The organism is Natronomonas sp. CBA1123, from assembly GCF_009741925.1.
Lineage (GTDB): Archaea > Halobacteriota > Halobacteria > Halobacteriales > Haloarculaceae > Natronomonas.
On record NZ_WPCC01000001.1, the window covers coordinates 87,791 to 112,186 of the forward strand.

The window sequence follows — 24,396 nt, forward strand, 5'->3', positions numbered from 1 at the left end:
GTGGTCAACGGACTATGTCGACCTCCGAGTCCTTCGAAAACGTACTCGCCGAGTACACGCTGTCACGGTCCCTGGCGTTGCAGTGGACGGCCGTCTCCACGATGGGGTTCATCGCTGGACTGTTCGGCTTCGTCGGCGTCTACTACCTCGCGACGGGCGACAGCACAGCCTTCGCGTTCGGTATCGGAAGCGACGCCGGCTGGTGGAACGCTGGCTTGTCGATTCTCGCGTTTCTCGCCTTGGTGTTCGGCATCATCGTCCCGCACGAACTGGTCCACGGGCTGGCGATGCGACTGTACGGCGGGCGGCCGCGATACAGCGTCGGCCTCGCGTACTTCGTGTTCCCGTACGCCTACGCGACGGCTGAGGATCGATTCACGCGAAATCAGTTCCTCGTCATCACGCTCGCCCCATTGGTCGTGTTGACGCTGCTCGGCACACCGGTAATGGTCGGCCTGGAGTTGCCGTGGCTGGCCGTCCCGCTGGCGGCGAACGTCGGTGGCGCCGTCGGCGACGTGTGGATGGCGCTGACGCTGCTTGGCTATCCCTCGACGGTGTCGGTCCTCGACACGCGAACTGGACTGGCGGTGTACGGTCGGCCCGAAGAGGCACCGTCATCAAGCAATCCCTCGCCTCTTCGAGTGGTCTGGGACGTACTCCTAGGCACTGGAGCGGCCGCACTTGCCGTGCTGATCGTCGGCATCGTCGTGCCGTTGGTGTTGGGAGTGACCGGAGTAGGGTCGATACGACTCGGCATTCCGAACTCGCCGCTGTTCCTCTTCGCCTACGAGACGAGCGCCGACGGCTTCGCCTACAGTGTCGGGCCGTTGGGACTCGTCGTTGCGCCGGTTGTCGGGTTGATGTATGCGTTCATGCGTTCACGGGGACGGCAGCAAGACTCCTCGTGATTAACTATACGTTCCCTGACGAGGCATTTCACAAACCCGTCAGCAAGTTACCGCATATATCCGAGGGCCTCCAACCGATCTTCGATTTCATCATCTGTGTCCTTCGTTCCTATATGAACGTTCGCGTCGTCGAGTGAATTGAAAACGGCAGGTACCTCGTCAGGATACTCACGCGACGTAACAGACTGGTCTTGGGCGGAACGAATGGTGATAGTTGCACCATCGTCACCGTGCGTCGCTCGTTTGACGACACCTGAAGAGTCGTTCTCGTAAACCGCCCGCCACGGACCAACATAGTGGTCTCGATCAACCGTTTCGGGAAGCATATCTCCAGGTGCTGGTACCCGATAGGTAGAGGCGATTACCGGTCCGGATTCTGGAACAAACGAGCGTTTTCCACCATCGATTGTCTCGCGAACGACATCAGGAAACGCCGACAGGGTAGCCACTTCACTAATCTGTTCGGATTCTACTTGGCCCGGGTGTTTCACCACGAGTGGAACGTGGGTTTGCACCTCGTGAATTCCCCAACTGTGGTCACAGAGCCGAACTGATGGTGAAACCTGACTATACTCGCCAAAGGCTTCCCCATGGTCGCTCGTCACGACGATTAATGTGTCATCGTACTGGCCACGGTCCTTGAGGCCGCCTAGAAGCTGCTGTACACCATCATCGGCCTGTCTAATGCATTCGTCGTATAGGTCTTCGAGCGCAGCAAGCGCCCACCAACTACCATCTGAGAGGACCTGCTGTGAGATTGCCCCTTCGAAGTAGTCCGACAGTGCTCGGAGCTGGTCGTCGTCATGCAGTCTGAATTCCGGTTGGGCGACATAGGGATAGTGAGCATCCATCAGGTTCAGACATGCTGCCCACGGCTCGGTATCTTGATCTACCCAATCGAAGAACTCCGAAACGTAGGTGGCTGCTCGTTCTGCCTCTGGGTCGTTATCCGCGTGGTCGCGGAGCTGGCAGCCGACCCCATTGATCAGAGAGTGGAGTGGTCTGTCATGACGGAGGGCCTCTCGCAGGAATCTGGTTATCGGGACTTCGCCTTCGAGGTCAGCAGGGTCTAAGCCGGTATCCAAAGGCGTCCACCGCTGTGGGCCCTCAGTATGTTGGAAGTGGTCTGCGAGGTTCGATGCTTGCGCCACGACGGCGTTCGCTGTAAAGAGTCCCGTCCGATACCCCGACTCGGCCAGTTCTGGCCAGATACTCGCCGCTGGGTCGAGTTTCGTTTCGTGCTCGAATATCTGGTGTTCTTCGACTTCATACCCAGAGAAGAGACTCGCATGGCTCGCGATACTGTGGATACCAGGCGACCGGGCCTGTTCGTAGTGGGTCGCTACGTTTGCGAGCGAATCCAGAGTGGGTGTCGTCTCGATTGGATAGTCGTGTAAGCTCGTATTCTTTGCCCTCACACTGTCTAAGATGACAAGTAGAACGTTCGGGCGACTCATGCACTTGGGGTAACTGGTCCAGTCAGAGATATGAAGCTATTGATGTCGAAAGTTGCCCGGTCGTATATGGGCGTGCTGCAGTAAGTCGGCAGTCGCGACATCATTCGATGCTATTTTGCGGTGCTACTGGGAACGAAAATCGTTAAACCCGTTACAATCCCGTAGATAGCCATGGCGAGTGATTCCCCACCGAGTATTCTGTTTGTCACCGTCGACTCTCTCAGGGCAGACCACGTCGGGTGGCACGGCTACGACCGTGATACGACTCCCGTCCTCGATGAGAGAGCCGACGAAGCACAAACGTACTCAAACGCCTTTTCTCACGCTTGCCAAACGCCCTATTCGTTCCCTGCAATCCTCACTTCGACGTACTCCACGATGTACGGCGGTGGCAAGCGCCTCTCGGATAACCGGACGCTCATTTCTGAAGTGCTCGATGAAGCCGGCTACGCTACAGCAGGCTTCCATTCGAACCCGTATCTCTCCGAAGAGTTCAATTACAACCGCGGTTTCGACGAGTACTTCGATTCGATCGAGGATAAATCGCTCCCGGCGAAGGCACGCCAGTTCGTCAAAGATAATCTCGACGATGACGGCCTTCTGTATCAGCTGTTGTTTAAAGCATTCAAAGCGAGCGAACGCACCATGGGTGTCGAGGTGGGGTCACCGTTCGTCGATGCTGAAACCCTAACTGACCTCGCTATCGAGTGGATCGAAAGTAATCCCGCGGAACCGGCGTATCTATGGGTCCATTATATGGACGTTCACCACCCCTATTTGCCACCGGAGGAACACCAGCGTGCGATACGTGGTGAGGTTATTAGCGACCGTGAATCGGTCAAGCTCCGCCGTCGGATGTTGGATGAACTCGGCGACCTCGGGGCCGAAGACCGACAGAAAATCATCGATCTCTACGATGCCGAAATCCGGCATATGGATGCCGAAGTCGGTCGTCTGATAACGGCGGCGGAGTCGACATGGGGGGATGTCGTTACGGCGTTCACCTCCGACCACGGCGAAGAACTCGGCGATCATGGAGGATACAGCCACCACATGCCGAAATTCCTCGACGAGTACATCCACGTCCCCCTGTTCATCGATGCAGACACGGAGGGAGATAGCTACGACGAAGTCGTCGGCCTCGTGGACGTTGCCCCGACTCTCGTAGAATACGCTGGGACAACGCAACCCGAAACCTACATTGGAACCAGTCTCCGGCGCTTACAGGCAGGCGAAGAGTGGGAACGTGACCACGTCATTGCGGAGTGGGAAGACAACGAAACGGGTGATCGGAACTTCGCGTACCGCGATAGGGAATGGACCTACGTGTATCGCGAAAACGGCACCTGCTACGATGCCCAGACGGATGCTGCCGAGGAAGAGTTGTACGCGGTAGAGAACGCAGATGCCGTCAACGTTGTCGACGACCATCCAGGGGTGAGAGATGAACTACGCAGCGTTATCGATACCCACATCGAATTCGTTGAGAGCACAGAACCGGACGCCGCTGCTGTCGAGATGGGTGACGAAGTCCAACAGCGACTTCAAGATCTTGGATACAAGGAATAACTTTCCGTAATGAAACCCGCTTTCCCCTACCTATGAGGATCGGTCAAACCTCGTTTATCGTTTTTATCTCAAAACTAGGTGGGTCAGCGATTGGCTTTCTCGCGACCATCTATTTTGCGCGCGTTCTCGGAGCAGAGGTTTTGGGCTATTTTGCGCTGGCACTAGCGTTGGTGACTTGGCTAACGGTTCCGAGTGGGGCGGGCGTCGTGGGTGTGGGTGCCGCGATGAAGAAACGGATGAGCGAGGGGACGGATTCGGGAGAATACCTGACTGCAAGTCTCCTCATCGTTGGCGCTGTTACAGTAGCTATCGTCAGCACCGTCATACTACTCGGTGATTACGTTGACGCGTACGTGGGCCGCCCGGTCGCAAGTTTCGTGGCCGGTCTTCTCGCCGTACAAGTAATCTCAGAGTTCACGAGAGACATCCTGAGCGGCGAACAGAAGGTCCACATCAGCGGACTTCTGACGCCGGTGAAAATCAGCGGGCAGAGTCTCACGAAACTCGGCTTGGTCGTCCTCGGCTTCGAGTTGACGGGGCTCCTCATCGGTCACGCAGCCGGTGGGTTGCTCGTCGGAATCGTCGGGCTGTACTTCGTTTCGTCGGAGATAGCGCGGCCGCGGCGAGAGCACTTCGAGAGCCTGTTCGAATACGCACGCTTTTCGTGGCTTAGCGGCCTCAAGAACAAGTCGTTTGACGACGTGGACGTATTGGTCCTGGGTGTCTTCGTTCCGTCGGCACTGGTCGGGGTCTACTCGGTCGCCTGGAGTATCGCCACGTTCCTGACGCTGTTCGATACGGCGGTCAGCAGCGCCGTATTCCCGGAGCTCAGTAAGGCTGATGCCGAAGATAGCCGTCAAATCGTCTCGAAACTCGTCAATGATTCCCTTACGTACGGTGGCCTCATCGTTATCCCCGGATTATTCGGGAGTCTGATACTCGGTGAACGGTTGCTTCGCGTATACGGCCCAGAGTTCACACAGGGTGCAACCGTATTGTGGATACTCGTTTTCGCAAGCCTGCTGTACGGCTACCAGAAACAGTTGATGAACGCCCTGAACGCGGTTGACCGTCCGGACCTCGCGTTCCGGATTAATTTATTGTTCATCGCTGCCAACGTCGTATTGAACGTCGTACTCATCGCTGCGATAGGCTATGTCGGCGCAGCCATCGCGACCGCAATCTCGGCCGGATTCGGGATGGTAGTGTCGTTCTTCGTACTGCGAGCGCTGCTGTCGTTTTCGATTCCGCACGGCGAAATCGTACGACAATTTCTCGCTGCTGGTCTGATGGCCGGCATCGTTACGGCTGGACTGCGGGCGTTCGAAGCGATTGAATTCGGGTACAATATCATCGTGTTGCTTACACTCGTCAGCGTTGGCGCGGGCGTGTATTTCGTCACCCTTTATGGGTTGTCGACTGAATTCCGTTCAACTGTCGTCGCCAATAGTCCGGTGCGGATACCCCAAAGGTTGCGCTGACAAACTCACTACCCTTCGACCAAACATCGGATTTTATCACTGTACGCTTCGGCAATGGCGTCCCAAGAGTGGTTTTCGACCACATAGCGCCGTCCGTTCTCGCTGAATGCCTGCCGTTTTCCGGGGTTTTCCCGCAACTCTTTGACTGCTTCGAGAATCGCGTCTGCGTCGCCGGGTGTCGCAGCTATGCCAGCATCCGCCCGCGACAGTATCTCGACAGCATCACCACTTGCCCCCAGGACGACCGGTAATCCGGCACCGAGCGCTTCGTAGAGTTTCATCGGAATCATCGTCTCGAATGCCTCTTCCGACTCGGTGTGGATAAATGCGGCATCGGAGTGGTGCAGGTAGTTCGGAACCTCGGACATCGGACGGCGTCCCAAGAAGGCTATGTTGTCAAGATTCCGTGCCTCGGCGCGCTGTGCGAGGTCATTGTATCGACTCCCAAAGCCGATGAAGGCGAACAGGATATCGTCGTACTTGTCTGTGGCTTGCAACTGCTCTGCGACATCCAGAACAACGTCGAGTCCCTGTGCTTTTCCAACCGTACCGATGTACGACAGAACGAAGTTGTCCTCGAACAGCTCTGTCTCGTCGATACCTCCTGCATTCTCTCGGGCGAAAAAGGTATGATCGATACCATTGGTGTGCAGCCAAACGTCGTCCGGGTCGGCCCCGGCTTCAACGACCGTTTCTTTCATACCGGGGGCAACGACACTGACTCGGTCTGCATGGGTATAGAGGAAATTGGAAATCGTCCCTAACACGGAGATTACTGCTGTGTTGTCCACTTCTCCCATGGCAACCAAGCTTTCGGGCCACAGATCACGAATCTCGAAGACGAATGGAACACGGCGAAGGCGCGCAATCGTGAACCCTGCAAGACCGGCGAAGGGTTGGGGGGATGTCGCAAGTACGATATCACGTTTATTTAGCCAGAAGGTACCCACAAGTACCGCAATCGTTGTAAACCAGAGATATTTGATAGCTCTTCGGAGGAGATGGTCTGAAGGTGACGCAGGAAGGGACTTCGTTGTGACCACAGTAACACCATCGTGTTGCTCTCGTCGCAGCCACTCGTTGTGATACCCATCGTAGACTTCGCCATCCGGATAGTCGGGCGTGGTCGTGAGAACGGTCACGTCGTGCCCAAGACTGGCCCATCGAGTTGTCAAGGCCTCTAATCGGGTTGCTGCTGCGCCGGTTTCTGGTGGATATCGAAACGAAACCAGTAGTATCGATGGGAGATTATCGTCGGCCATCGTCTCGATAGTATTCGAGGGTATTCTCTAGTCCCTTTTCGAACCCGATGTGTGGCTCGTAGCCGAGTAGTTCTCTGGCCTTAGAGATATCCGCATGAGAATGCCGTACGTCCCCGGGACGTGGGTCATCGTGAACAGGGTCGATATCCGTCCCGAGTAGATCGTTCAGGATCTCGACTAGTTCGTTGACGGTGACGCGACCTCCCGTGCCGACGTTGAACGCCTCACCGGTTACGTCGGATTCGGCGGCTAAGATGTTTGCCTGAATCGCGTTGTCGATGTAGGTGAAATCCCGTGACTGCTCGCCATCGCCGTAGATGACGGGCTGTTCGCCGCTGAGCATCAAATCGATGAATTTCGGGATGACTGCGGCGTACTCGCCGTTGGGGTCCTGTCGGGGGCCAAAAATATTGAAGTAGCGAAGCGCGGCTGTGTCGATGTCGTAGAGGTCGCTACACTGGAGCGCGAGTTTCTCCGTGAAGTACTTCGAGAGGGCATACGGCGACTCGGGATTGGACTCCATCGTTTCGACTTTCGGCAGTTCCTCGCTGGAGCCGTACACCGACGACGAAGAGGCCACGACGACCGAATCCACGTCGTTCTTTCGTGCCGCATCTAATACGGTCGCTGTGCCAGTACAGTTAGCGTCGGTTGTCGTCACGGGGTCATCGACGCTCCGTGGCACCGAGGGGACCGCCGCTTGATGGAAGACGTAATCGACACCGTCTGAGAGGGCAGCCATAGCGTCTGCATCACGGATGTCGGCTTCCTCGAAGGTGAAGTCCTCGCGGCCTTTTAACTGCTCAAGGGCCACTTTGCGACCGGTTTCGAAGTTATCCATCCCACGGACGGTGTAGCCACGGTCCAGTAGGGCGTCCGCGAGGCTTGATCCAATGAAGCCAGCGGCGCCGGTGACGAGTGCAGTCGGCATATCGGTGCTCCTCGTGGTGGGCGGTTGAACGTGTCGACTCTAACTGAGAAATCAGAGTCTGACGACGTTGTCGGCATCGAGGTCGGCGGTCACGTTGCGGGTGTCGAACACCAACGCGGAGCGATCGACGATGCGCTCGATATCGAGTGCGGAGTGGTCGGTAACAATGATAGCACAGTCGGCCGCCTCGAGTCGTTCGTCAGTCAGCGGGACCGACTCGTAGGTTTCGTCGTCGACGGCAAGCGTCGGAACGTGAGGGTCGTGGTAGTCGACGGCAGCGTTCCACTCTTCGAGTTTGAGAACGATGTCGACGGCCGGTGACTCCCGTGTGTCCGAGACATCCGGTTTGTAGGCCGCACCAATGACGAGGATGTCAGCTGTCGAGAGCGCCACGCCGCGGTCGTTGAGCTGCTCGACGACGCGTTGGACGACGTGGTCGGGCATCTCGCGGTTGACCGTATCCGCGAGGTGGATAAATCGCGTATCGATGCCCTGTTCGTTGGCCTTCCAAGAGAGATAAAATGGGTCGATAGGGATGCAGTGGCCACCCAACCCGGGCCCAGGATAGAACGGCATGAAGCCGAACGGTTTGGTCTCGGCGGCGTCGATGGCATTCCAGATGTCAACGTCGAGTTCGTGAGCTACCTGTGCGAGTTCGTTGATGAGACCGATGTTGACCGCCCGGAAGGTGTTCTCCAGCAGTTTGACGAGTTCGGCCTCCGTCGCCGATTCGACGCGGACGACCTCGTCGAAGACGGGGGTATACAGTGCCTCGGCGTGGTCGCCACAAGCCGGCGTGACACCGCCGAGCACTTTCGGAATGTCTGTTGGGCCGTACTCCTTGTTGCCAGGGTCGATACGCTCCGGGGAGAAGGCGAGATATACATCTTCGCCGACAATCGCGCCATTTTCGGTGAGTGCGTCGCCGACCACCTCCTCGGTCGCACCGGGATAGACAGTGCTTTCGAGAATGACTGTACAGCCGTCCGGAATCACGCCCGCCAAGCGCTCTGCCGCATCGACGACAAAGGAAAGATCTGGAGTATCGGTCTTCCGGAGCGGCGTCGGGACACAGATGGAAACACCATCGACATCGCTCAGCGCCGCGTAGTCGGTCGTGAACGTGATACCTTCGGCGACGGCATCTGTGACTTCGGCGTCGCTCACGTCGCTGACAGTCGAATCACCGTTTCGGAGGTGTTCGACGGTATCGGGGTTAACGTCGACACCGACCACCTCGTGGCCGGCCCGATGCATCGCCAGCGCCAGCGGGAGGCCAACATAGCCCAACCCGATGATGCCGACCTGCGTCTGAGTACTCATTGGCGTAGTTCAGGAGCGTGGGGGCTTTCAGGGCATCGCTTGGGATGCGAATACTCTACCACTTCAACAGGCCGTAGAGGTAGCCGACACCGACCGTCGCCGTCAGCAGGAACAGCGTCACGAGCTGTTTGGCTTTCGTGCCGCTTGGGTCCGTGAGCAGGCCTTTCAACCGGGAGGGGACGAACTCGAAGACGAGTTGTTTGAGGAAGTCCGACTCCTCTTCGCTGGATTCCTCGGAAACGAGTGTCTCCATCGCCCGCTTGGAGTAGCCCTGCCAAAACGACCGCTCCAGCAGCCACCGTTTGTCGGTGCGCCACTCGAAGACCTTGTGGCCGACTTTCGCGTCGGGATTGTAGACGACGCCGCGGCCATACTCCTCGCGCATCCGGGCGCAGAACTCTGTCTCGTGAGCCTGGAGGTTCTTTTCGCCCTGTCGGCCGACCTGTGACTCGAAGCCGCCTAGCTCCTTCAGTACCTCCGTGTTGAAGGAGATGTTCGACCCGAAAGTGTTTCGCACCTCCTCGCCGGGTTCGGCGAAGCCGCGGTGGGTCACGCCGACGAGCCAGTAGAACTCCTCGGGCAGAAACTCGGGTTTGCCGGCCACCCACAGCGGTGTCATCTTCCCACCAGCGGCAATGGCATCAGTTGACTCGTAAACGGAGACGAGTTCCTCAATCCACTGTTCGTCGGCGATGGCGTCGTCGTCGATGAGTGCGACCACGTCACCGGAGACGAGTTCGAGGGCGTTGTTGCGGCTCGCGGAGAGCCCGACGTTCTCTTCGTTGCAGTGGAGTACCAGTTCCTCGTCGTCGCCGTAGTCGTTCTGGATTCGTTCGTACAGCGGCTCGTTGCCGTCGACGACGACGACGATCTCGATGTCATCGTACGTCTGTTCGCGGACGCTCTCGAGGGCATCCTCGAAGTGTTCGTACATCTCTTCGGTGTACGTACAGATGACAACCGAGACCTTCATCGGCCGAGGTTACCCACGAATGCCGAATAAGCGTTGTGTCTCGGTAGCTCTACGGAGGTACGGCTGTGTCGCCACTGGGAGTGTAGCGTTCGAAAAAATGGAAACCGCGGAACTGAATCGAACCGCTCGATTCAGTCAGTTAGAACGCGTTCCGTCGGGCAGCCAGCAGTGCTGCGCCGAGGAGCGCGATCAGAGCGATGACGGCACCGAAGCCGGGCTGATCCTCGGATTCGGTTTCCGTCGGCTCGTCAGTCTGCTCTGCGGTTGCGGTCGGCGTGGACTCCGGCGTTGCCGTCGGGGTCGCCGTCGGCGTCGGCGTCGACGTGTCGACCGTCAGCGTCGCGGAGTCGAGGACGATTTCGCCGTCAGCGTTGAGGTACGGAGCGTCGTCCTCACCTTCGCTGGAGACGAAGTCGTATTCTTCGTTGTCGTTCGAGTCCTCGTGCGGCATGGCGATGACCGTGCCATTGTCGCCTTCGTACGGCGTGTCGAGAGTGACTTCGACATCCGTGTTTTCGCCGGACTCGAGGTAGTCAGACGTGCCTCGGACACTGTCGAACGTCGCACCGTCGAGGAGCGTGCCGTCGTGGATGGTGACGAAGCCACCGTCCGGAACGTACACGCGGTCGACGGTAACGGTCGTGCCGTCAGACGTCTGGTTGGAGATTTCGACTTCAGCGTAGTCGCCTTCAACGACACGGCCGTCCGTCTCAGCGTTGTCCTCGAAGGACTGCTGGATGATGGATGCCGTGAAGTTCTGCGGCGGGTTGCTGACGGTGCCGAAGGAGTCCTCACCGGTGAACTCGGCCTCGAACGTGCCGTTTGCGGTCACGTTCGCGTCCGCGCTCTTGAGGAACGCTTCGCCACCTTCGTCGGCCGTCGCGCGGGCACGGACGTTGATTTCCGTACCGGGCGCGATGGTCGTCGTACCAGAGATGGTCTGGTTGTCGGCAGCCTGGACACGGACTTCCTCGTCAACCGTGTCGAAGGTCGCCTCTCGGTCGACGAATTCGAAGGTGTCGTTCACCGACTCGTCGTCGTCGGGGCTGTCGAGACTCTCCTCAGTGAACTGACTGAGGTAGGATGTCGTGACGTTGAACTGAACCTCGTACTCGTCTTCGGTTTGCGGGATCTGGTCACCCGAACCGCCTCGCTCGAATCGGAGCTGATCCGAGTCTGCGACGATGTAGATGGTGTTGTTCGTGTCGTCACGGACCAAGTGGAACGCACTCTCGACGTCCGTTGCGTCCGCATCAAGGTTGTAGGAGTCCCGGTTGGTGTCCGGGTTCTGCTGTTCAATCTGCAGCGTGAAGGCGTTACTATCCACGATATCCTGCACGGTTGGGTTAACCGGAAGTGCACCGAAGATACCGCTCACTTCGAGCTGGTGGATGATGACGTCGCCACGGCGCTGCGAGGAGCGGTCGGTTGCGTCCTCGGCGATGGCGATTTCATCAGATTCAGTGACGTTACCGGCTTCAATGCCGGCCAGAATCGTGTCGACGTTGTCGAAGTCACTGAAGTCGTTGCCGGGCGCGGTGTGGATGGTGATGTTATCCGTGGACCGCTCGCCCAGCGTCAGGACACCGAGGTCGTATTCCTCGGCACCCGATTCAAGGTCGTCAATGCTGTTGGTGTGTTCCTGAGCGATGAGATCGTAGGAGTCGGCCTCCACAACCTCATCGAGGGTCGTACCGTCTTCCGTGCCCTGGTGGACCGCAACTACTTCACCTTCCTGAGCAACGACGAGACTCTCACCGTACTGGGAGTCCAGGTTAACACTACCGATCTGGTCTTGGCCAGCCTGGTAGGTGTTGAAGAGCAGCGACACCTGACCCGTCTCGTTCGGCGAGACGGTGACGTTAGCCTGGTAGCCGACCTCATCAATGTTACCGATGATGAGGTCGAATTCGGCATCTTCGTTGTCGAGGTCACCTTCCGCCGTGATGTTAATCTCGGCGAGGTCACCGCGGTTCTGGACGAACTGGGCCTGGTCGAAGTCGGCGCCAGCGTCGACTTCCTTTTCGAGGCTGACACTAACGCTGTCTTCAGCCGTCGTGTCGACGACGTCGAAGTTGAACTCGTAGTCCTCAGCGTCAACGACATCCTCGTTGAACGTCAGCGACTTCTCGTCCTCGCTGTCGAGGCCACTAATCTGTGCGGTGTCTTCGTCAATCTCTGTGGCATCGCCGAAGATGCGCGAGAGGTCGTCACCGGAGAGATTACCGTTCTCCTCGGTGATGTTGACGGTGTAGCCGTTCCGGGCCGGCGAGTCGAACTCAACGGAAGTCGAGTCACCGACGCGGAGCGTTTCGTCCTCGTCACTGAGGTTGACCGTCAGGTCCTGGACAAGAACGTCGATGGCTTGCGCACTCCCACTGTCGCCACCACCGATGCTGGTTTCGGTACCTTGCTCGTCGGTGTCGACCATCTGAGCTTCCGAATTACCGTTCTTCGTCAGCGTGTAGGAACCTTCGAGGTTCGAGGTGTCGATCGAAGCGACCCAACTGCCGTCACCCGTACGGGTGAAGGTCGGCGAGATGACAACCGATCCGACCGGTTGTGCGGAGGTCGGGTCGTAGTTACGAAGGCGGTAATTGTTCTCAGACGGGTTCGACGTTGCCTCGAAGCGGAGGTTCTGACCTTGGAATGCAAGGTCACCGTCGACATACGGCGCGTCAGTCGATGGTTCGTCCGAGTAGCCACCGTCGCTGGACGCGGAGTTAATGTCGAAAGTTTGCGTCTGCATGCTCTCCGGCGTGGAGGAGCTTACAGCGTCATTCTGACCGTCCAGGTAGGGGTCTTTCGTCGAGCCCTCAGTAGCGCCGACAGCGTAGTCGACACCCGAAATGATGTTCGCGTTCGTGGTATCGATGTCGCTCAGCGTGAGGTCGAGCGTGAAGGTAGCGGCACCGGACTCCGGCAGTCCGGTAACTCGCGTCGTCACGACAGTTTCGCCCGAATTGGAGTTGGGCGAGCTGGATGCCGTGCTCGGACTTGCGCTACCATCGTACCCGCTCGGAGCCGTCGTAACGGTAGCATCGTAGCTACCTTGGCTGAGCGAGTCGAGGTCGACGTTCTGGTCACGCAGGTTAGTTACGCGGATGTACACGTAAGCGGTGCCATCCTGGAACCCGTCGGACTCAGTGACCTCAATGCCATTGATGTCCTGTGTTTCTGAATTCTGTCCAACTACCAAGTTCCCCGGAGCACCGCCCGCCTGAACGTTGGCGGTAGACTCTTGGGGACTTGAAGACGACTGCGCGGCAGCACCGCCCGCGAGCGCGACGGTTCCTGCGAAGACCCACAGGACCATCAGCGCGGCGAGAAGTACCGCACGCAGTTTTTGATTTGTGTCTGTCATGGTTTGCTTTCGAACTGCAACCGCACTGCATCGCACCACATCGACAGCGTCCCAGACGCCACAGATGCACTCGAGCCGTTCGTAACGCCCGCCGAGGCGTCCAACGCGTCGAGGGCTGACGACACCGAGTCATCGTGTGGGTACAGCGACACCGTCATGGGTAGGGGTACGCTCCAAACCACTCTTCCTTGGTATAAATGCTTTGTGGGGTCGAGAGGGTCGTGACAACGTATGACGCCCCCGAAATCAGCGGTTACAGCCCATTTGGTATATTGTAACACACCCGTCTGACGACTGTCGTTCATATATAAACGAGTTAGCATTCTGTACACTCCCTGTCGCGCATCCACGTTGATAGCTGAGATAGAGCCGAAAGCATTTATCGCGCGGTGGCACACGCGTGAGTATGCAAGCTGTCGTACTCGCGGCCGGTGAAGGAACCCGGTTGCGACCGCTCACCGAGGAGAAGCCGAAGGCGCTCGTCGAAGTCGACGGCCGGCCGATTTTGAGTCACTGCTTCGACCGCGTTGTCGAGTTGGGCGCAGACGAGCTGCTCGTCGTTGTTGGCTACAAGAAGGAGAAAATCATCGACTTCTATGGCGACGAATACGACGGTGTTCCGATTACGTACACCCACCAGCGCGAGCCGAAGGGACTCGCCCACGCAGTACTAACCGTCGAAGACCACGTCGATGACGACTTCATGCTCATTTTGGGCGACAACATCTTCGAGGCAAACCTCGACGACGTAGTCCGCCGCCAACGCGAGGACCGCGCCGACGCCGCCTTCCTCGTCGAGGAAGTGCCATACGAGGAGGCCTCCCGCTACGGCGTCTGTGACACCAACGACTACGGCGAAATCACCGAAGTCGTCGAAAAACCCGACGACCCGCCGACGAATCTCGTGATGACCGGGTTCTACACTTTCACCCCGGCCATCTTCCACGCCTGCCATCTCGTCCAGCCCTCCGACCGCGGCGAGTACGAGATTACCGACGCTATCAACCTGCTCTTACAGAGCGGTCGAACCATCGATGCTATTCGGTTGGACGGCTGGCGGATGGACATTGGCTATCCCGAGGATCGCGAGAAGGCCGAAACTCGATTACAAGAGGGGTACGATCCAGAGACCGACGAGGCAGTCGCGACCTCGGAGTAACGTTTCGACCGGCTTTTTGTTGACGCCCACGCGAGGGCATGCATGCACGTACTCGTTACGGGCGGTGCCGGTTTCATCGGCGGCCACCTCGCGGAAGCCTTCCTCGAGGACGGCCACGACGTGACCGTCCTCGACGTGATGGACCCGTTCTACGATTTGGGTATCAAAGAACACACCCTCGATGTCCACCACGAGACCGCCGATCGCGAAGGCGTCGCCTACGAGTTCGTCGAGGGCGACGTTCGGGACGAGGACCTCGTCACTGACCTCGTCACCGACGCCGACTACATCTATCATCAGGCGGCAAAGGCCGGTGTTCGACCGAGCGTCGAAGCGCCACGCGAGTACGACGAGGTGAACGTCGACGGGACGTTGAACCTCCTAGATGCGGCCCGTGAGTCGGATATCGAGCGGTTCGTGATGGCGTCGTCGTCATCGGTGTATGGCGGTCGCGAGGAGTACGTCCCCTTCTCCGAAACCGATCCGACACTCCCCGTCTCACCGTACGGCGCCTCGAAACTCGCCGCCGAGCGTTACGCGTGCGCGTATTACGAAGTGTATGACCTGCCGACCGTCGCGTTGCGGTACTTTACCGTCTACGGCCCGCGAATGCGCCCGAACATGGCCATATCGAATTTCGTCTCGCGGTGTTTGAACGGCGAGCCGCCGGTCGTCTACGGCGACGGTACCCAGACACGGGACTTCACGTTCATCGATGACGTTATTGAGGCGAATCGGACGCTGCTGTCGACCGACGCCGCCGACGGCGAAGCGGTCAACATCGGCTCGACAGACAACATCAAGATTCGGACGCTGGCCGAAGAGATTCGGGACCAACTGGCACCCGACTTGGAGTTGGAGTACGCCACGCGCTACGATGCCGACGCCGAGCATACCCACGCCGACACGTCGAAGGCCGAAGACCTGCTCACGTACGACCCCTCACATACGATTCGAGAGGGCGTCGCGAAGTTCATCGAATGGTACGAGGCGAACCGCGAGTGGTACGAGCCGCTCGTGTTGTCCTCGTGAGATAGGCGTTCAGAGACCAGCGTACACTCTCTCTAACCCGTTTTTGTTGATCTATAACTTGTTTTAACGAGTCTCTATCTAAGCGGTTGGTTGTGAAAGCTTAGCCCAACTCTCGGACGGCCGAGAGCGCATGGACATGTACGACCTCACGCCAACGCGCGACGACGACACGACCTCAGCATCGCCAATCGAACGCACACGCCCGGAGGGTAATTAGCGATGACTCCCAATCGCAGAAGAGGGGTTGCGGTTGTTTTCGCGACGCTGCTCGTCGTGAGCCTCTTGTCGACAGTTGCCCTCGCCGGCACGGCAACTGCACAGTCCGACAGCGCCGACATCGTGTTCGTCTTTGACAAAACCGACAGCATGGACCCCCACAGAGAGGCCCTCCAAGATGACATCGGGAACGTCGCCGACGAGTTCGAATCCAAAGGCATCGACGCCCGCTACGGACTCGTGACCTACGAAGAAGACTGGAACACCGAGGTTCGCCAGCCGCTGACGAGTGATACCGGAGAGCTGAAGGAATCGCTCAACTTCGAGACCAGCGGCAACATGGAGAACGCCTCACACGGGATTCTCACGGCGCTGGATATGGAATACCGTGACGACGCCCAGAAAATCGTCGTCGTCATCACCAACGAGGACGACGACGGCGCGAATAACAACACCGCGGTAAAGGAGCGAGCGCTCCAGCGCATCGACGACGAAAACGCGTGTCTCGTGGCGTTTTCGCCCGATAGCGACCGTGACTACAATGATCTCAACACCTACACCGAGGAGGTTGAGTGTGGCCACTGGTCGAACTTCGATACTGAGTCGTTCACTGACGTTGCGGCAGTCATCGAAGAGGAAGCCAGCGATGGAACAACCGACGACTCCGAACAGACGACGGCACCGAGACAGTCCTACCCAGATTTCGACATTATTGAGAAATCGGTCAGCAGCAACACAGTCTACACCAACGAGACGTTTACCACAAAAGTCGTCGTGGAAAACGTCGGCTCGACTGACGGCACGTACCACGCACTGATTACCGATATCGACCAGAGCCTCTACAGTAAACGAGTCGAGTTGGATCCCGGGGAGAGCCACACCTTCAGAGCGCCCATATCGTACACTAAACCTGACGAATATCGGCTCCGAATCAATCACCGCACCCTTGACCGCGTGACGGTTATTGATCGTCAGCTGGCCGACGAGAACGTTGCAGTCATCGAGAGATCGGTGAAACGGTCGGTTGTCATGCCTGGGGAGAACTATGACGTGTCGGTAACCGTCGAGAATACCGGCAACCACTCAGGCTATGCGACCGTGCCATTCGCTGCAGGCGAAGACGCGAACAACACGACCCATGTCGCCAACGAGACGGTCTATCTCGCATCGGGCGAAACGAAGACGGTAACCCACGAGGCCACCGCTGACGCGAACGCCTCTGGAACCAATCAGATATGGGCAGTCGAGAACACCACGCTCGGGAACGTATCGGTACTCGACGAAAACGACTCGCAGGTAGGTATCGACGCCTACGCCACACCGGGGGCCGTCGAACCGAACGAGTCCTACGACGTGACGGGCGTCGTCTACAACAACGCCAACGAATCACGGATGGTCACAGTCAACGTCGCCCCAGAACACGGGGAGCTGGGTGCACTCCGGATGGTTGCTGTTGGTTCAGACGAGTCGGTGGCAGTGCGACACAGCACCCAGGCTCCGTCTCCACCCGACAACACCTATGACCTCGGTCAAACGAACACGACCGAGCGCGCGAGCACCGAACGAATGAGCGAAACGTGGTGGGTCAACGACCAGCGAGTGAACGTCACCGTCATCACTGGCCCCTCGAACTGAAGCTGCTTCGAGACGGACTGGTTTGAACCGTTTTCTGTTGAAATTTCACGTGAGATCCAAACGAGAGTCAAGGGGTCGTCAAATCAACCCGACCGACCCAGCAGTCACGACGACTGTCAGAAAAATCGCCACCAGCGTTCCGACGACGAGCGGCTTGTTCTCCATCGCTTTCTCGTGGAGGGGCATCGCGTCGTACTCAGCCCGGAACGCTTCGAGGTTCTCGCTGTCGTAGAAGTATTTCGTCTTGAACGCGAAGCGTTCGGTCACGGCACAGCCGGTACAGACCGGCGAGCCTTCGAGACGTTCGGTTTCGATGTGGTCACCACAGTTGATGCTGCCGCAATTGGCACAGTAGGTGTACTGCCCGTCGCCGCCAGCCGTGTCACAATGCACACAGCGATGAATCCCGTCTTCGATAGTAGCCCGCGAGGGCCCCGCAGCGTAGTACTCGTAGGGGTAGGAATAGGATTGTAGCGTGACCGTCATTCGGACTTGTGGCAGATACACCGGATCGATGGACTGGATGGAGATGTCGGATTGCCTCGGGTCGCAGGTCTTGTTGTAGGTGACGTTGTTGTCGCCGGTGTAGGTGACCGTCGTCGTATGCCGTGTTTGGAGCCGGTCGACCGCCCACTCCTTGTACTCGGTTTGGGTCTGCCCGAAGCGGCCTTCCTCGATGTCGTCGAACACCTCGCGTAGGTCCGCGCGTCGCTCTTCGAGGTCGATGGTCGCGTGGCGGTTCTCGGTGACCAGCGTTCGGACAGTGCTGTTCGTGATCTCCGGCTGGCCGCGGCCAGCGTAGGCGACGAACCGAGAGCGGTCGTCGATGCGGTGGATGACGCCGACCGACGTTTCGAAGACGGCGTTGACCTCGGCGGTAATCGTCACGATCGGGTTGAACGTCACGCTCGCACGCGGGGACGGAACCTCGTCGGAGTCGATGTTGTCGATGTCCCGAAACGCCGTCCTGACCGGAGCGTCGATAGTGCCGGGGCGTTCGTACGGCCGGAGCGATTCCGAACAGAGGATTTCGATGCGGCCGTTGTACAAATCGAGACCGATGTCGTCGGCGATATCACGTAAATCCGTCCCGTCGACGAGTTCGATCATATAGGGGTCGTCGTTGCTGCGGAGACGTTGGGCGTACTCCTCGGCGGGCCCGCTGAACCGGCCAGTCGTGACGACCATCCCGCGTTTCGGGCCGTCGTAGTCGTAGGTGGCGATGGCCGAGTGGAGTTTCTGGACGACCGGACGGCCGACCGAGCCGGTGTGTTTGCATTCGACGACCACTGCCCGCCGAGTACCGTCGACGACTTCTTCCATCAGGATGTCGCGGCCCTCGTCGGCGCTCCGAGCCGCTTGCCGAACGTTTTCGTAACCGAGGTTTCGGAAGACGTCCTCCATGAGGTCCTCGAACTCGTAGCCGGAGAGCTCGTCCAGCACTGCCATCGGGATACGACGAGTGTCTCGTGGCGTCGGTATATACGTTGGCTACTCTTCGGAGTCTTGGTCCGCTATTCCGGATTCGATATCGGCTTTCGCTGTGGAGATGGCTTGATTCGATAGCTCTTCGCTGCTCACACCCTCAAAAGCGTCCCCGACAGCCTCATGTACGCCTTCGAGTGGGTCTTCATCTATCGGAATGAGTGCGACGTATTGGGGTCGCTGGACGATTCGGTACTCCTCGCCGTACTGATCTCGAACGTCTTCCGGGAGCTGGATTCGACCCTCCTCGTCAAGCAGAACCTTTGTCATTGTCACTTCACGTTTCCCTCGTGCTTGAGTATTATATCCTTTCGGCGGCTTCTGGGTGTCTTTCGACCGGTACGTCATCTATCGAAAGTCCCACTCCATACCCCGGAAGTTCGGGCTTCTTAATCCGGCTCAGTCCTCGCCGAGTGCGAACTCGAGGAGGTCGGCCACCGAGAAGTCGTCTTGGCCGCTGTTCGGCGCCGGCAGCGAGGGCGTCCAGCCGGGCTGGACGGTCAGGAACGAACTCGGGTCCGAACCGATGAGGCCGACGAGCGTCTCGGCGACGATGCGGCTTCCGACGGGCCCGAGGTGGTCGCCGCCGCTGGCCACGCGCGCCTCCGCCAGCACGTAGTACCACAGCGGTGCTTCCGTGTCGGGGTGTTGGTCGTGGGCGTCCAGAATCTCGTCGAACCCGAGTTCAGCGTTCGAAAGCGGGTCCAGCCCCATCGCGCGGGCGATCGCTTGCCCACTTGGCAGGCCGAGGCGGTAGCCGCGGACGAGATTGCGGGAGGCGAGCGAGGCACGCCAGTCGCCACTGCCGATGAAGGGAAGGTCCAGCAGGTCCGGCGACATGAGTGAGTCGATAGCTCTGGCTCGCTGGGGGGTGATCGCAGGGTCTTTGAGGTCGAACAGATATCGCCAGTCGACGGCGTCCTCAGCAGACGGGGCTTCGAATCCCATCCCGAAGGCGTCGTCACCGTGGCCGAACAGCGCCTTCTCCGTGTGCTCGTTGACCCGATACTGCTCGCGAATCTGGCTGTGACCGTACCGATAGGCAGCGCCGGCAAACTCGATCGGCAGGTACGGTTCCGTGCTCTGACCGACGGTGTAGTGGTGTCGCTCCTCGCGGATGTCGTCGACGACGTCGGGGTCACACACCGTCGGGAGGAACTCCTCGAGGACGATCCAGTGGTAGTGCCACCGCGCCAGTTGGTTGGCGTGTTCGAAGGCGTCCTTGCAGTCCTCGCCGACCCACTCGATGATGGCGTTGTGGAACTCCAGCATCGCGTACTGGAACTGCGAGATGAGGTGGTTCTCGTCGTTGCGGTGGTCGCCGATGAGGGCGACGGCTTCGGCGTTGCGTGGCACGTCCGCCCGCCCGTCGGTGGCGACCAGCAGGCGTTCGTGATTGCCGCCCTGCAGCGGTGACTCGTACAGGTACGGCGATGTCTCGGGGCCGGACCCATAGACGGAGTCGAGGTCGAGATGCGGCGTCCGGAAGTTTCGAAGGGCATCCGGGTCGTTTCGCTGGGCGAGACTCGATAGCGGGTCCAGCGTGATGTCGTGGTCGATGAACTGCCCGAGGATAGCAAACCCAGCCGGCACGGACGACTCACCGACCGAGCGGTCGTGCGTGGTCTCATCGAGTGGCCCACCCGGCTTCCCGAGTTCCTGTAAAAACGACACATCGTGGTCGGCTGCCTCCAGATACGGGAACATCCGTCCGAACCGGCCGTGGCCGGGATGGAACGGGTCACGCGGGGTGTTGTTCATCCCGCGTTGGTCCGACATTCCGTGGTGCATGTTGCACATTGCGTCCACCATATCGTCCATCGATGGCTCGGTGGGCCGGTCGACCGTGATTTCGACGGTCGCCGTCGGATTGGCGTCGACTTCCTGGTGGTGGAGTAGCGACCCGTCGCGGAATAGGTACAGATGCGTCTCGGGTGTGCCCTCCTGTGGCCCGCCGAGATCAGCTTGACTCGCCGAGAGCTCGAAGGAGCCATCCGGCCGAACCGCCATCGCACCCAGTGGGTCGTCAGGACTGCTGTCGGCATCGACCGCCATCGCCGTCAACCCAACCGCAGCGACGCCATCCCCGTAGGTTACACGTCCACTAACTGTGAATTCATCCCCCATGACGAACGATATCACAAATCACGACTACATAAAATTTTGTTGTGATGAGATGTAATGTTCAGTCTCGCGTCACGAGTAGCACTGCGAACGTCCCCGCGAGCGTCGAGAAGGCGGCCAAGGCGAGAAACACCGTCGACATCGACCCGTAGGTGCGTACCGTGCCGATAATCGCCGCACCGAGGGCGCCGACGCCGAAGATGGCGAGATACGTATAGCCGAAGGAAAGCCCGCGAGAGCCGGCCAGCGAGTACTTCGCGATAGTGGCCTGCGAGAGCGGTTGCATCGCGAACAGTGCGAACCCGAGCAGGAAGCTGACGGCCAACAGTCCCCACAGCCCCGTTTCGGCGGCCGGGACGAACAGCAGCGCGAAGGTGGTCAGACAGACGAGCATCAACAACATCCCGCGGTCGGGTTCGATGCGCTCGGTGAGGCGGCCACCGAGGTACTGCCCGCCGATGCCGACCATCAGCAGGGCGACGTACAGATACTGTGCGAGGTCGAACTCCTCGGCCATCGGGCTGTCGGGGTCGAAGAGGCCGAGGCGGGCGTCGCCGATAGTCGCGGTGAGAAAGTCACCGAGTAACTCAGGCAGGAACGTCACAACGCCGCGGTAGTACAGGCCGTTGAACGCGACGATGACGAACACGAGCGCGAAGCCGACGGTGAACAACTGTCTTGTCTCGGCGAGGAACGCCGAGAGCGAGGACGGTGGCTGGCGCTCGTGGCCGCCGTCGGTCATCTCGACGGCTGCCGTCGGGTCGAACTCGATGGAGAGACCGGCGACGGCCGCGATGAGTGCCGGAATCGCGAGGATGACGACGACGGTTTCCCACGGGAAAACGAGGAGGAGCAGCGCCGTCACGAGTGGCCCCGCCGCGATACCGACGTTGCCGGCCATGCCATGGTAGGCGAACCCGCGGCCGCGGTCGCGGACGCCGTTGCTGATGAGCGTCAGGCCCGCGGGGTGATAGACGCTGGCTGCGGCGCCCCAGATGGCGATCGCTGCCGTGATGCCGACGATACCCGGCGAGACGCTCAGGATGAGAAACGAGACGCCCATTCCGGCGAGACAGAGGGTGATGAGTCGCCGGGAGCCGAAGCGGTCGACGAGGAGGCCGCCCGGCAAGGCACCGACGCCGAAGAGGCCGTAGCCGACAGCGACTGCCGTGCCCAGTACGGCTGTCGTCGTCGAGAATTCGAGCAGCCACACCGTCATCAGAATCGGAATCGAGAGTTCGTAGATGTGGACCATCGCGTGGCCAGCCATCACGAACCCGACGATAGAACGGTCGTTGTCGTCCACAGGGAGTGAGACTGCGTTGCGGTTGTAAATATATTCTATTGTGAGTCGTTGACAGCAGCGAGCGTACGGCGGGCGACCGCATCCGAGTACGTTCTACCTGTCCACGCCTTCTCCAGTCGCGACAGCGTCTGCATATATTTGTACCTTCCAAAATTATATTGCGTGTTAGTGACTAGTACCTCCATGGACGAGTTCGACCCCGTTCCATCAGGAGACTCCACCGATGGGTCCCGACGGTGGCAAAAGGGCACGGATACGTTCGGTCGGGTGTATGCCGTTCTTCTCGGAACCTCGACACCAACACCCTACACGGAAATAGCGGAGACTGCGGACTGTTCGCCAAACGCCGCCAAGAAGCACTTAGACAGGCTCACTGAGATGGGTATCGCGGAAGCTGACACCGATGGCCGACCGGCGAAATACGCGCGCAATGACGGATATCTCGAATGGCAGGAAGCCAGTCGAATCGCCAACGCTCTCTCGGTCGAAGAAATCCGCGACCGTGTGCGGGAGTTGGAGGCCCAACGCACAGCCTACGAGGAACGCTTCGAAACCACGGATCCAGCGACGCTGTCTGCAGTCGATGCAAAATCCCACGACGCTATTCACGACCGAATGGAGGCATTGAGTGACTGGCGGAGTATCATTCGAGACGTTCGGCTGTATGACCTCGCTCGACGGCTCGCCGAAAACGACGGCCATCTCATTCCGGTATAAATGGTCCCACCAACAGAGGCCCTCACTGGAGGGACGGGGCCAGTTGACCGACAAACCCTCCGACTCCTCGAGACACACCTCGTCGACGACCCGCTAGTGGAGACGACCGGCTTCGACCCCGACCCGCATGAGCCACGTGTACTGACCGCCACGCTCGATACGGGTCGATATCCGGCATCGGTAGCGACTGCTCGTATTGACATTCGGTGGTTCACCAGTGGTGATTTTTCCATCCACTACCTTGAAACCGAATCGTCGGGAGGACACTGGGAGTGTCGATGGGACCGACATCCCAGCGACCACAATACACGCCTCCACTTCCATATCCCTCCGAACGGAAGGAACGTGCGAGATATTCCGGAACTGTCCGAGCATCCGCTCGAAGTATATTCGACCGTTCTTACAGCAATCGACGAACGAATTGAGGCGCTATGGTCGGAAAACGACTGATCGTGTCGATGAGGCCGCGCTCCTCGGTTAGAGGCACCAGCTGCTTGAGCACCTGTTTCCGGGTCGGTGGAGAATGACACCGAGACGCTTCGCGTCGCGGACCACTTGACGAGAAGTCATTCCCGCCCAAGCTCGGTGGGCAAGTAGTGGGGCAGTTCCGGGTGTGGGATATGGATTCCCAGTGCCATCAGGCCGTGTGCGAGCAGCACGTAACCGAGAGCGACGAAAATCGCGCCGAGGAGACGATGGACACGACCCGTCCGGAGGGTGTCGAATGTGCCCAGTGTAGTGCCATAGAAGAGGACGGCTGGGACCGTCCCAAGTCCGAAGGCAGCGAGGGCTGCGATGCCGACGACTGGTGACCCAACTGCGAAGACGTAGACGAACGCTGCATACAGCATCGGGCAAGGAACCAACCCATGAAGCAACCCGAGGCCGACGATTCCGGGCCCATCAGCCAGCCGAGTGAGTCGGGTCGAGGCGCTGTTTAGCAGCCGGCCGATGGAGACGCCCGGAAGCGGGAGTCGCTGAAGGACGCTCGTGTGCTGTCCGAAAGCCGAACTGAGTCCATGGACGATGATGAGGATGCCGAGGGCGACGCCGACCGTTCCACGAAGGACGTTCGTCACCGCCAGCAGGGTATCGGCCGTCAGATACAGCAGCCCGCCCAGCGCGCCGAAGAGTCCACCGAGGAGGGCGTAACTCGTCGTCCGGCCGAGGTTGAAGAGGCCGTGATGATAGAGTACGTCCCGGGTGCTCCCAACCGACCCCCCATCCGTTCGTGCCTTGTCGTACATCGAGACGACCGGGCCGCACATACCGATACAGTGGGCCCCGCCGAGGACGCCGATACCGAAGAACAACACGAGGTCGACGCGGGCAACTGACGCGAAATCAATCATCGATGGCTACCATGGTTGGAATGTGTTGAAGCAGGCGCATACAGTACTCACAGCGGGTCGGTGGCACGGTCTCTCGTCACCACTCGACCGTTGTCGGGTGGC

19 protein-coding genes and 1 pseudogene are annotated in these 24,396 nt (G+C 59.2%); 8 read left to right on the forward strand and 12 right to left on the reverse strand.

Annotated elements, in window-relative coordinates; all coding sequences use genetic code 11:
* Positions 1 to 14: 14 nt before the first annotated feature.
* Complete coding sequence (locus GJ631_RS00465; RefSeq protein ID WP_156707254.1) at positions 15 to 908, forward strand: DUF3267 domain-containing protein; 894 nt, start codon at positions 15 to 17, stop codon at positions 906 to 908.
* A gap of 47 nt (positions 909 to 955) precedes the next feature.
* Here GJ631_RS00465 and GJ631_RS00470 read toward each other — a convergent pair whose 3' ends face one another.
* A complete protein-coding gene (locus GJ631_RS00470) occupies positions 956 to 2,365 on the reverse strand; it encodes a sulfatase-like hydrolase/transferase (RefSeq protein ID WP_156707255.1) in 1,410 nt (469 codons plus the stop codon).
* A gap of 171 nt (positions 2,366 to 2,536) precedes the next feature.
* On the opposite strand from GJ631_RS00470, the gene GJ631_RS00475 reads away from it, so the two are divergent.
* The gene (locus tag GJ631_RS00475; protein ID WP_156707256.1) at positions 2,537 to 3,934 is read left to right on the forward strand and encodes a sulfatase; all 1,398 of its coding nucleotides are present in this window, start codon (positions 2,537 to 2,539) and stop codon (positions 3,932 to 3,934) included.
* 32 nt (positions 3,935 to 3,966) lie between these two features.
* Positions 3,967 to 5,415 (forward strand): polysaccharide biosynthesis C-terminal domain-containing protein, encoded by a 1,449-nt coding sequence (locus tag GJ631_RS00480; RefSeq protein WP_156707257.1) that lies wholly within the window; start codon positions 3,967 to 3,969, stop codon positions 5,413 to 5,415.
* An 8-nt stretch (positions 5,416 to 5,423) separates the two neighbouring features.
* On the opposite strand, the gene GJ631_RS00485 is transcribed toward GJ631_RS00480, so the two are convergent.
* The 6 genes and pseudogenes from GJ631_RS00485 to GJ631_RS19310 form a co-directional block, all read right to left on the reverse strand.
* Positions 5,424 to 6,677, reverse strand: coding sequence for a glycosyltransferase family 4 protein (locus GJ631_RS00485; protein WP_156707258.1), 1,254 nt, complete (start codon positions 6,675 to 6,677; stop codon positions 5,424 to 5,426).
* Positions 6,664 to 7,608, reverse strand: coding sequence for an SDR family oxidoreductase (locus tag GJ631_RS00490; RefSeq protein WP_156707259.1), 945 nt, complete (start codon positions 7,606 to 7,608; stop codon positions 6,664 to 6,666). The genes GJ631_RS00485 and GJ631_RS00490 overlap by 14 nt, the downstream gene beginning before the upstream one ends.
* Before the next feature lie 51 nt (positions 7,609 to 7,659).
* Positions 7,660 to 8,931 carry a nucleotide sugar dehydrogenase gene (locus tag GJ631_RS00495; protein ID WP_156707260.1) on the reverse strand — a complete coding sequence of 424 codons (1,272 nt, stop codon included), beginning with the start codon at positions 8,929 to 8,931 and terminating at the stop codon, positions 7,660 to 7,662.
* A 55-nt stretch (positions 8,932 to 8,986) separates the two neighbouring features.
* Positions 8,987 to 9,904 (reverse strand): glucosyl-dolichyl phosphate glucuronosyltransferase, encoded by a 918-nt coding sequence (gene aglG, locus GJ631_RS00500; RefSeq protein ID WP_156707261.1) that lies wholly within the window; start codon positions 9,902 to 9,904, stop codon positions 8,987 to 8,989.
* 139 nt (positions 9,905 to 10,043) lie between these two features.
* A complete protein-coding gene (locus GJ631_RS19305; protein WP_197424703.1) occupies positions 10,044 to 12,851 on the reverse strand; it encodes a BGTF surface domain-containing protein in 2,808 nt (935 codons plus the stop codon).
* 324 nt (positions 12,852 to 13,175) lie between these two features.
* Positions 13,176 to 13,268, reverse strand: a pseudogene (locus GJ631_RS19310) (surface glycoprotein); the annotation flags it as partial.
* Between the two features lie 406 nt (positions 13,269 to 13,674).
* Here GJ631_RS19310 and aglF point away from each other — a divergent pair.
* The 3 genes from aglF to GJ631_RS00520 all read left to right on the forward strand — a co-directional run bounded on the left by aglF (position 13,675) and on the right by GJ631_RS00520 (position 17,310).
* The gene (gene aglF, locus GJ631_RS00510; protein ID WP_156707263.1) at positions 13,675 to 14,427 is read left to right on the forward strand and encodes a UTP--glucose-1-phosphate uridylyltransferase AglF; all 753 of its coding nucleotides are present in this window, start codon (positions 13,675 to 13,677) and stop codon (positions 14,425 to 14,427) included.
* Between the two features lie 42 nt (positions 14,428 to 14,469).
* A complete protein-coding gene (locus GJ631_RS00515; RefSeq protein ID WP_156707264.1) occupies positions 14,470 to 15,459 on the forward strand; it encodes a GDP-mannose 4,6-dehydratase in 990 nt (329 codons plus the stop codon).
* A gap of 219 nt (positions 15,460 to 15,678) precedes the next feature.
* Positions 15,679 to 17,310 (forward strand): vWA domain-containing protein, encoded by a 1,632-nt coding sequence (locus tag GJ631_RS00520; protein WP_156707265.1) that lies wholly within the window; start codon positions 15,679 to 15,681, stop codon positions 17,308 to 17,310.
* Between the two features lie 78 nt (positions 17,311 to 17,388).
* Here GJ631_RS00520 and GJ631_RS00525 read toward each other — a convergent pair whose 3' ends face one another.
* From GJ631_RS00525 to GJ631_RS00540, 4 genes are all read right to left on the reverse strand, one after another.
* Positions 17,389 to 18,759 (reverse strand): restriction endonuclease, encoded by a 1,371-nt coding sequence (locus tag GJ631_RS00525; RefSeq protein ID WP_156707266.1) that lies wholly within the window; start codon positions 18,757 to 18,759, stop codon positions 17,389 to 17,391.
* 42 nt (positions 18,760 to 18,801) lie between these two features.
* Positions 18,802 to 19,065: an AbrB/MazE/SpoVT family DNA-binding domain-containing protein gene (locus GJ631_RS00530; RefSeq protein WP_156707267.1), complete on the reverse strand. Its 264-nt coding sequence runs from the start codon at positions 19,063 to 19,065 to the stop codon at positions 18,802 to 18,804.
* Positions 19,066 to 19,194: 129 nt separating this feature from the next.
* Positions 19,195 to 20,922: a heme peroxidase family protein gene (locus GJ631_RS00535; protein ID WP_156707268.1), complete on the reverse strand. Its 1,728-nt coding sequence runs from the start codon at positions 20,920 to 20,922 to the stop codon at positions 19,195 to 19,197.
* A gap of 58 nt (positions 20,923 to 20,980) precedes the next feature.
* On the reverse strand, positions 20,981 to 22,225 hold the full coding sequence (locus tag GJ631_RS00540) for an MFS transporter (RefSeq protein WP_370518512.1): 1,245 nt from the start codon (positions 22,223 to 22,225) through the stop codon (positions 20,981 to 20,983).
* A 183-nt stretch (positions 22,226 to 22,408) separates the two neighbouring features.
* Between GJ631_RS00540 and GJ631_RS00545 the strand changes: the two genes are divergently transcribed.
* Both GJ631_RS00545 and GJ631_RS19315 read left to right on the forward strand, forming a co-directional pair.
* On the forward strand, positions 22,409 to 22,942 hold the full coding sequence (locus GJ631_RS00545) for a sugar-specific transcriptional regulator TrmB (RefSeq protein WP_156707269.1): 534 nt from the start codon (positions 22,409 to 22,411) through the stop codon (positions 22,940 to 22,942).
* Positions 22,943 to 23,392, forward strand: coding sequence for a hypothetical protein (locus GJ631_RS19315; protein WP_370518513.1), 450 nt, complete (start codon positions 22,943 to 22,945; stop codon positions 23,390 to 23,392).
* A gap of 116 nt (positions 23,393 to 23,508) precedes the next feature.
* Here the strand turns inward: GJ631_RS19315 and GJ631_RS00550 are convergent, their stop codons facing one another.
* On the reverse strand, positions 23,509 to 24,291 hold the full coding sequence (locus GJ631_RS00550) for a sulfite exporter TauE/SafE family protein (RefSeq protein ID WP_370518524.1): 783 nt from the start codon (positions 24,289 to 24,291) through the stop codon (positions 23,509 to 23,511).
* Positions 24,292 to 24,396: the final 105 nt, after the last annotated feature.

Coding starts and splice junctions, on each gene's coding strand:
- GJ631_RS00465 (WP_156707254.1), top strand. CDS start 15: ATGTCGACCTCCGAGTCCTTCGAAAACGTACTCGCCGAGTACACGCTG.
- GJ631_RS00470 (WP_156707255.1), bottom strand. CDS start 2,365: ATGAGTCGCCCGAACGTTCTACTTGTCATCTTAGACAGTGTGAGGGCA.
- GJ631_RS00475 (WP_156707256.1), top strand. CDS start 2,537: ATGGCGAGTGATTCCCCACCGAGTATTCTGTTTGTCACCGTCGACTCT.
- GJ631_RS00480 (WP_156707257.1), top strand. CDS start 3,967: ATGAGGATCGGTCAAACCTCGTTTATCGTTTTTATCTCAAAACTAGGT.
- GJ631_RS00485 (WP_156707258.1), bottom strand. CDS start 6,677: ATGGCCGACGATAATCTCCCATCGATACTACTGGTTTCGTTTCGATAT.
- GJ631_RS00490 (WP_156707259.1), bottom strand. CDS start 7,608: ATGCCGACTGCACTCGTCACCGGCGCCGCTGGCTTCATTGGATCAAGC.
- GJ631_RS00495 (WP_156707260.1), bottom strand. CDS start 8,931: ATGAGTACTCAGACGCAGGTCGGCATCATCGGGTTGGGCTATGTTGGC.
- aglG (WP_156707261.1), bottom strand. CDS start 9,904: ATGAAGGTCTCGGTTGTCATCTGTACGTACACCGAAGAGATGTACGAA.
- aglF (WP_156707263.1), top strand. CDS start 13,675: ATGCAAGCTGTCGTACTCGCGGCCGGTGAAGGAACCCGGTTGCGACCG.
- GJ631_RS00515 (WP_156707264.1), top strand. CDS start 14,470: ATGCACGTACTCGTTACGGGCGGTGCCGGTTTCATCGGCGGCCACCTC.
- GJ631_RS00520 (WP_156707265.1), top strand. CDS start 15,679: ATGACTCCCAATCGCAGAAGAGGGGTTGCGGTTGTTTTCGCGACGCTG.
- GJ631_RS00525 (WP_156707266.1), bottom strand. CDS start 18,759: ATGGCAGTGCTGGACGAGCTCTCCGGCTACGAGTTCGAGGACCTCATG.
- GJ631_RS00530 (WP_156707267.1), bottom strand. CDS start 19,065: ATGACAAAGGTTCTGCTTGACGAGGAGGGTCGAATCCAGCTCCCGGAA.
- GJ631_RS00535 (WP_156707268.1), bottom strand. CDS start 20,922: ATGGGGGATGAATTCACAGTTAGTGGACGTGTAACCTACGGGGATGGC.
- GJ631_RS00545 (WP_156707269.1), top strand. CDS start 22,409: ATGGACGAGTTCGACCCCGTTCCATCAGGAGACTCCACCGATGGGTCC.
- GJ631_RS19315 (WP_370518513.1), top strand. CDS start 22,943: ATGGTCCCACCAACAGAGGCCCTCACTGGAGGGACGGGGCCAGTTGAC.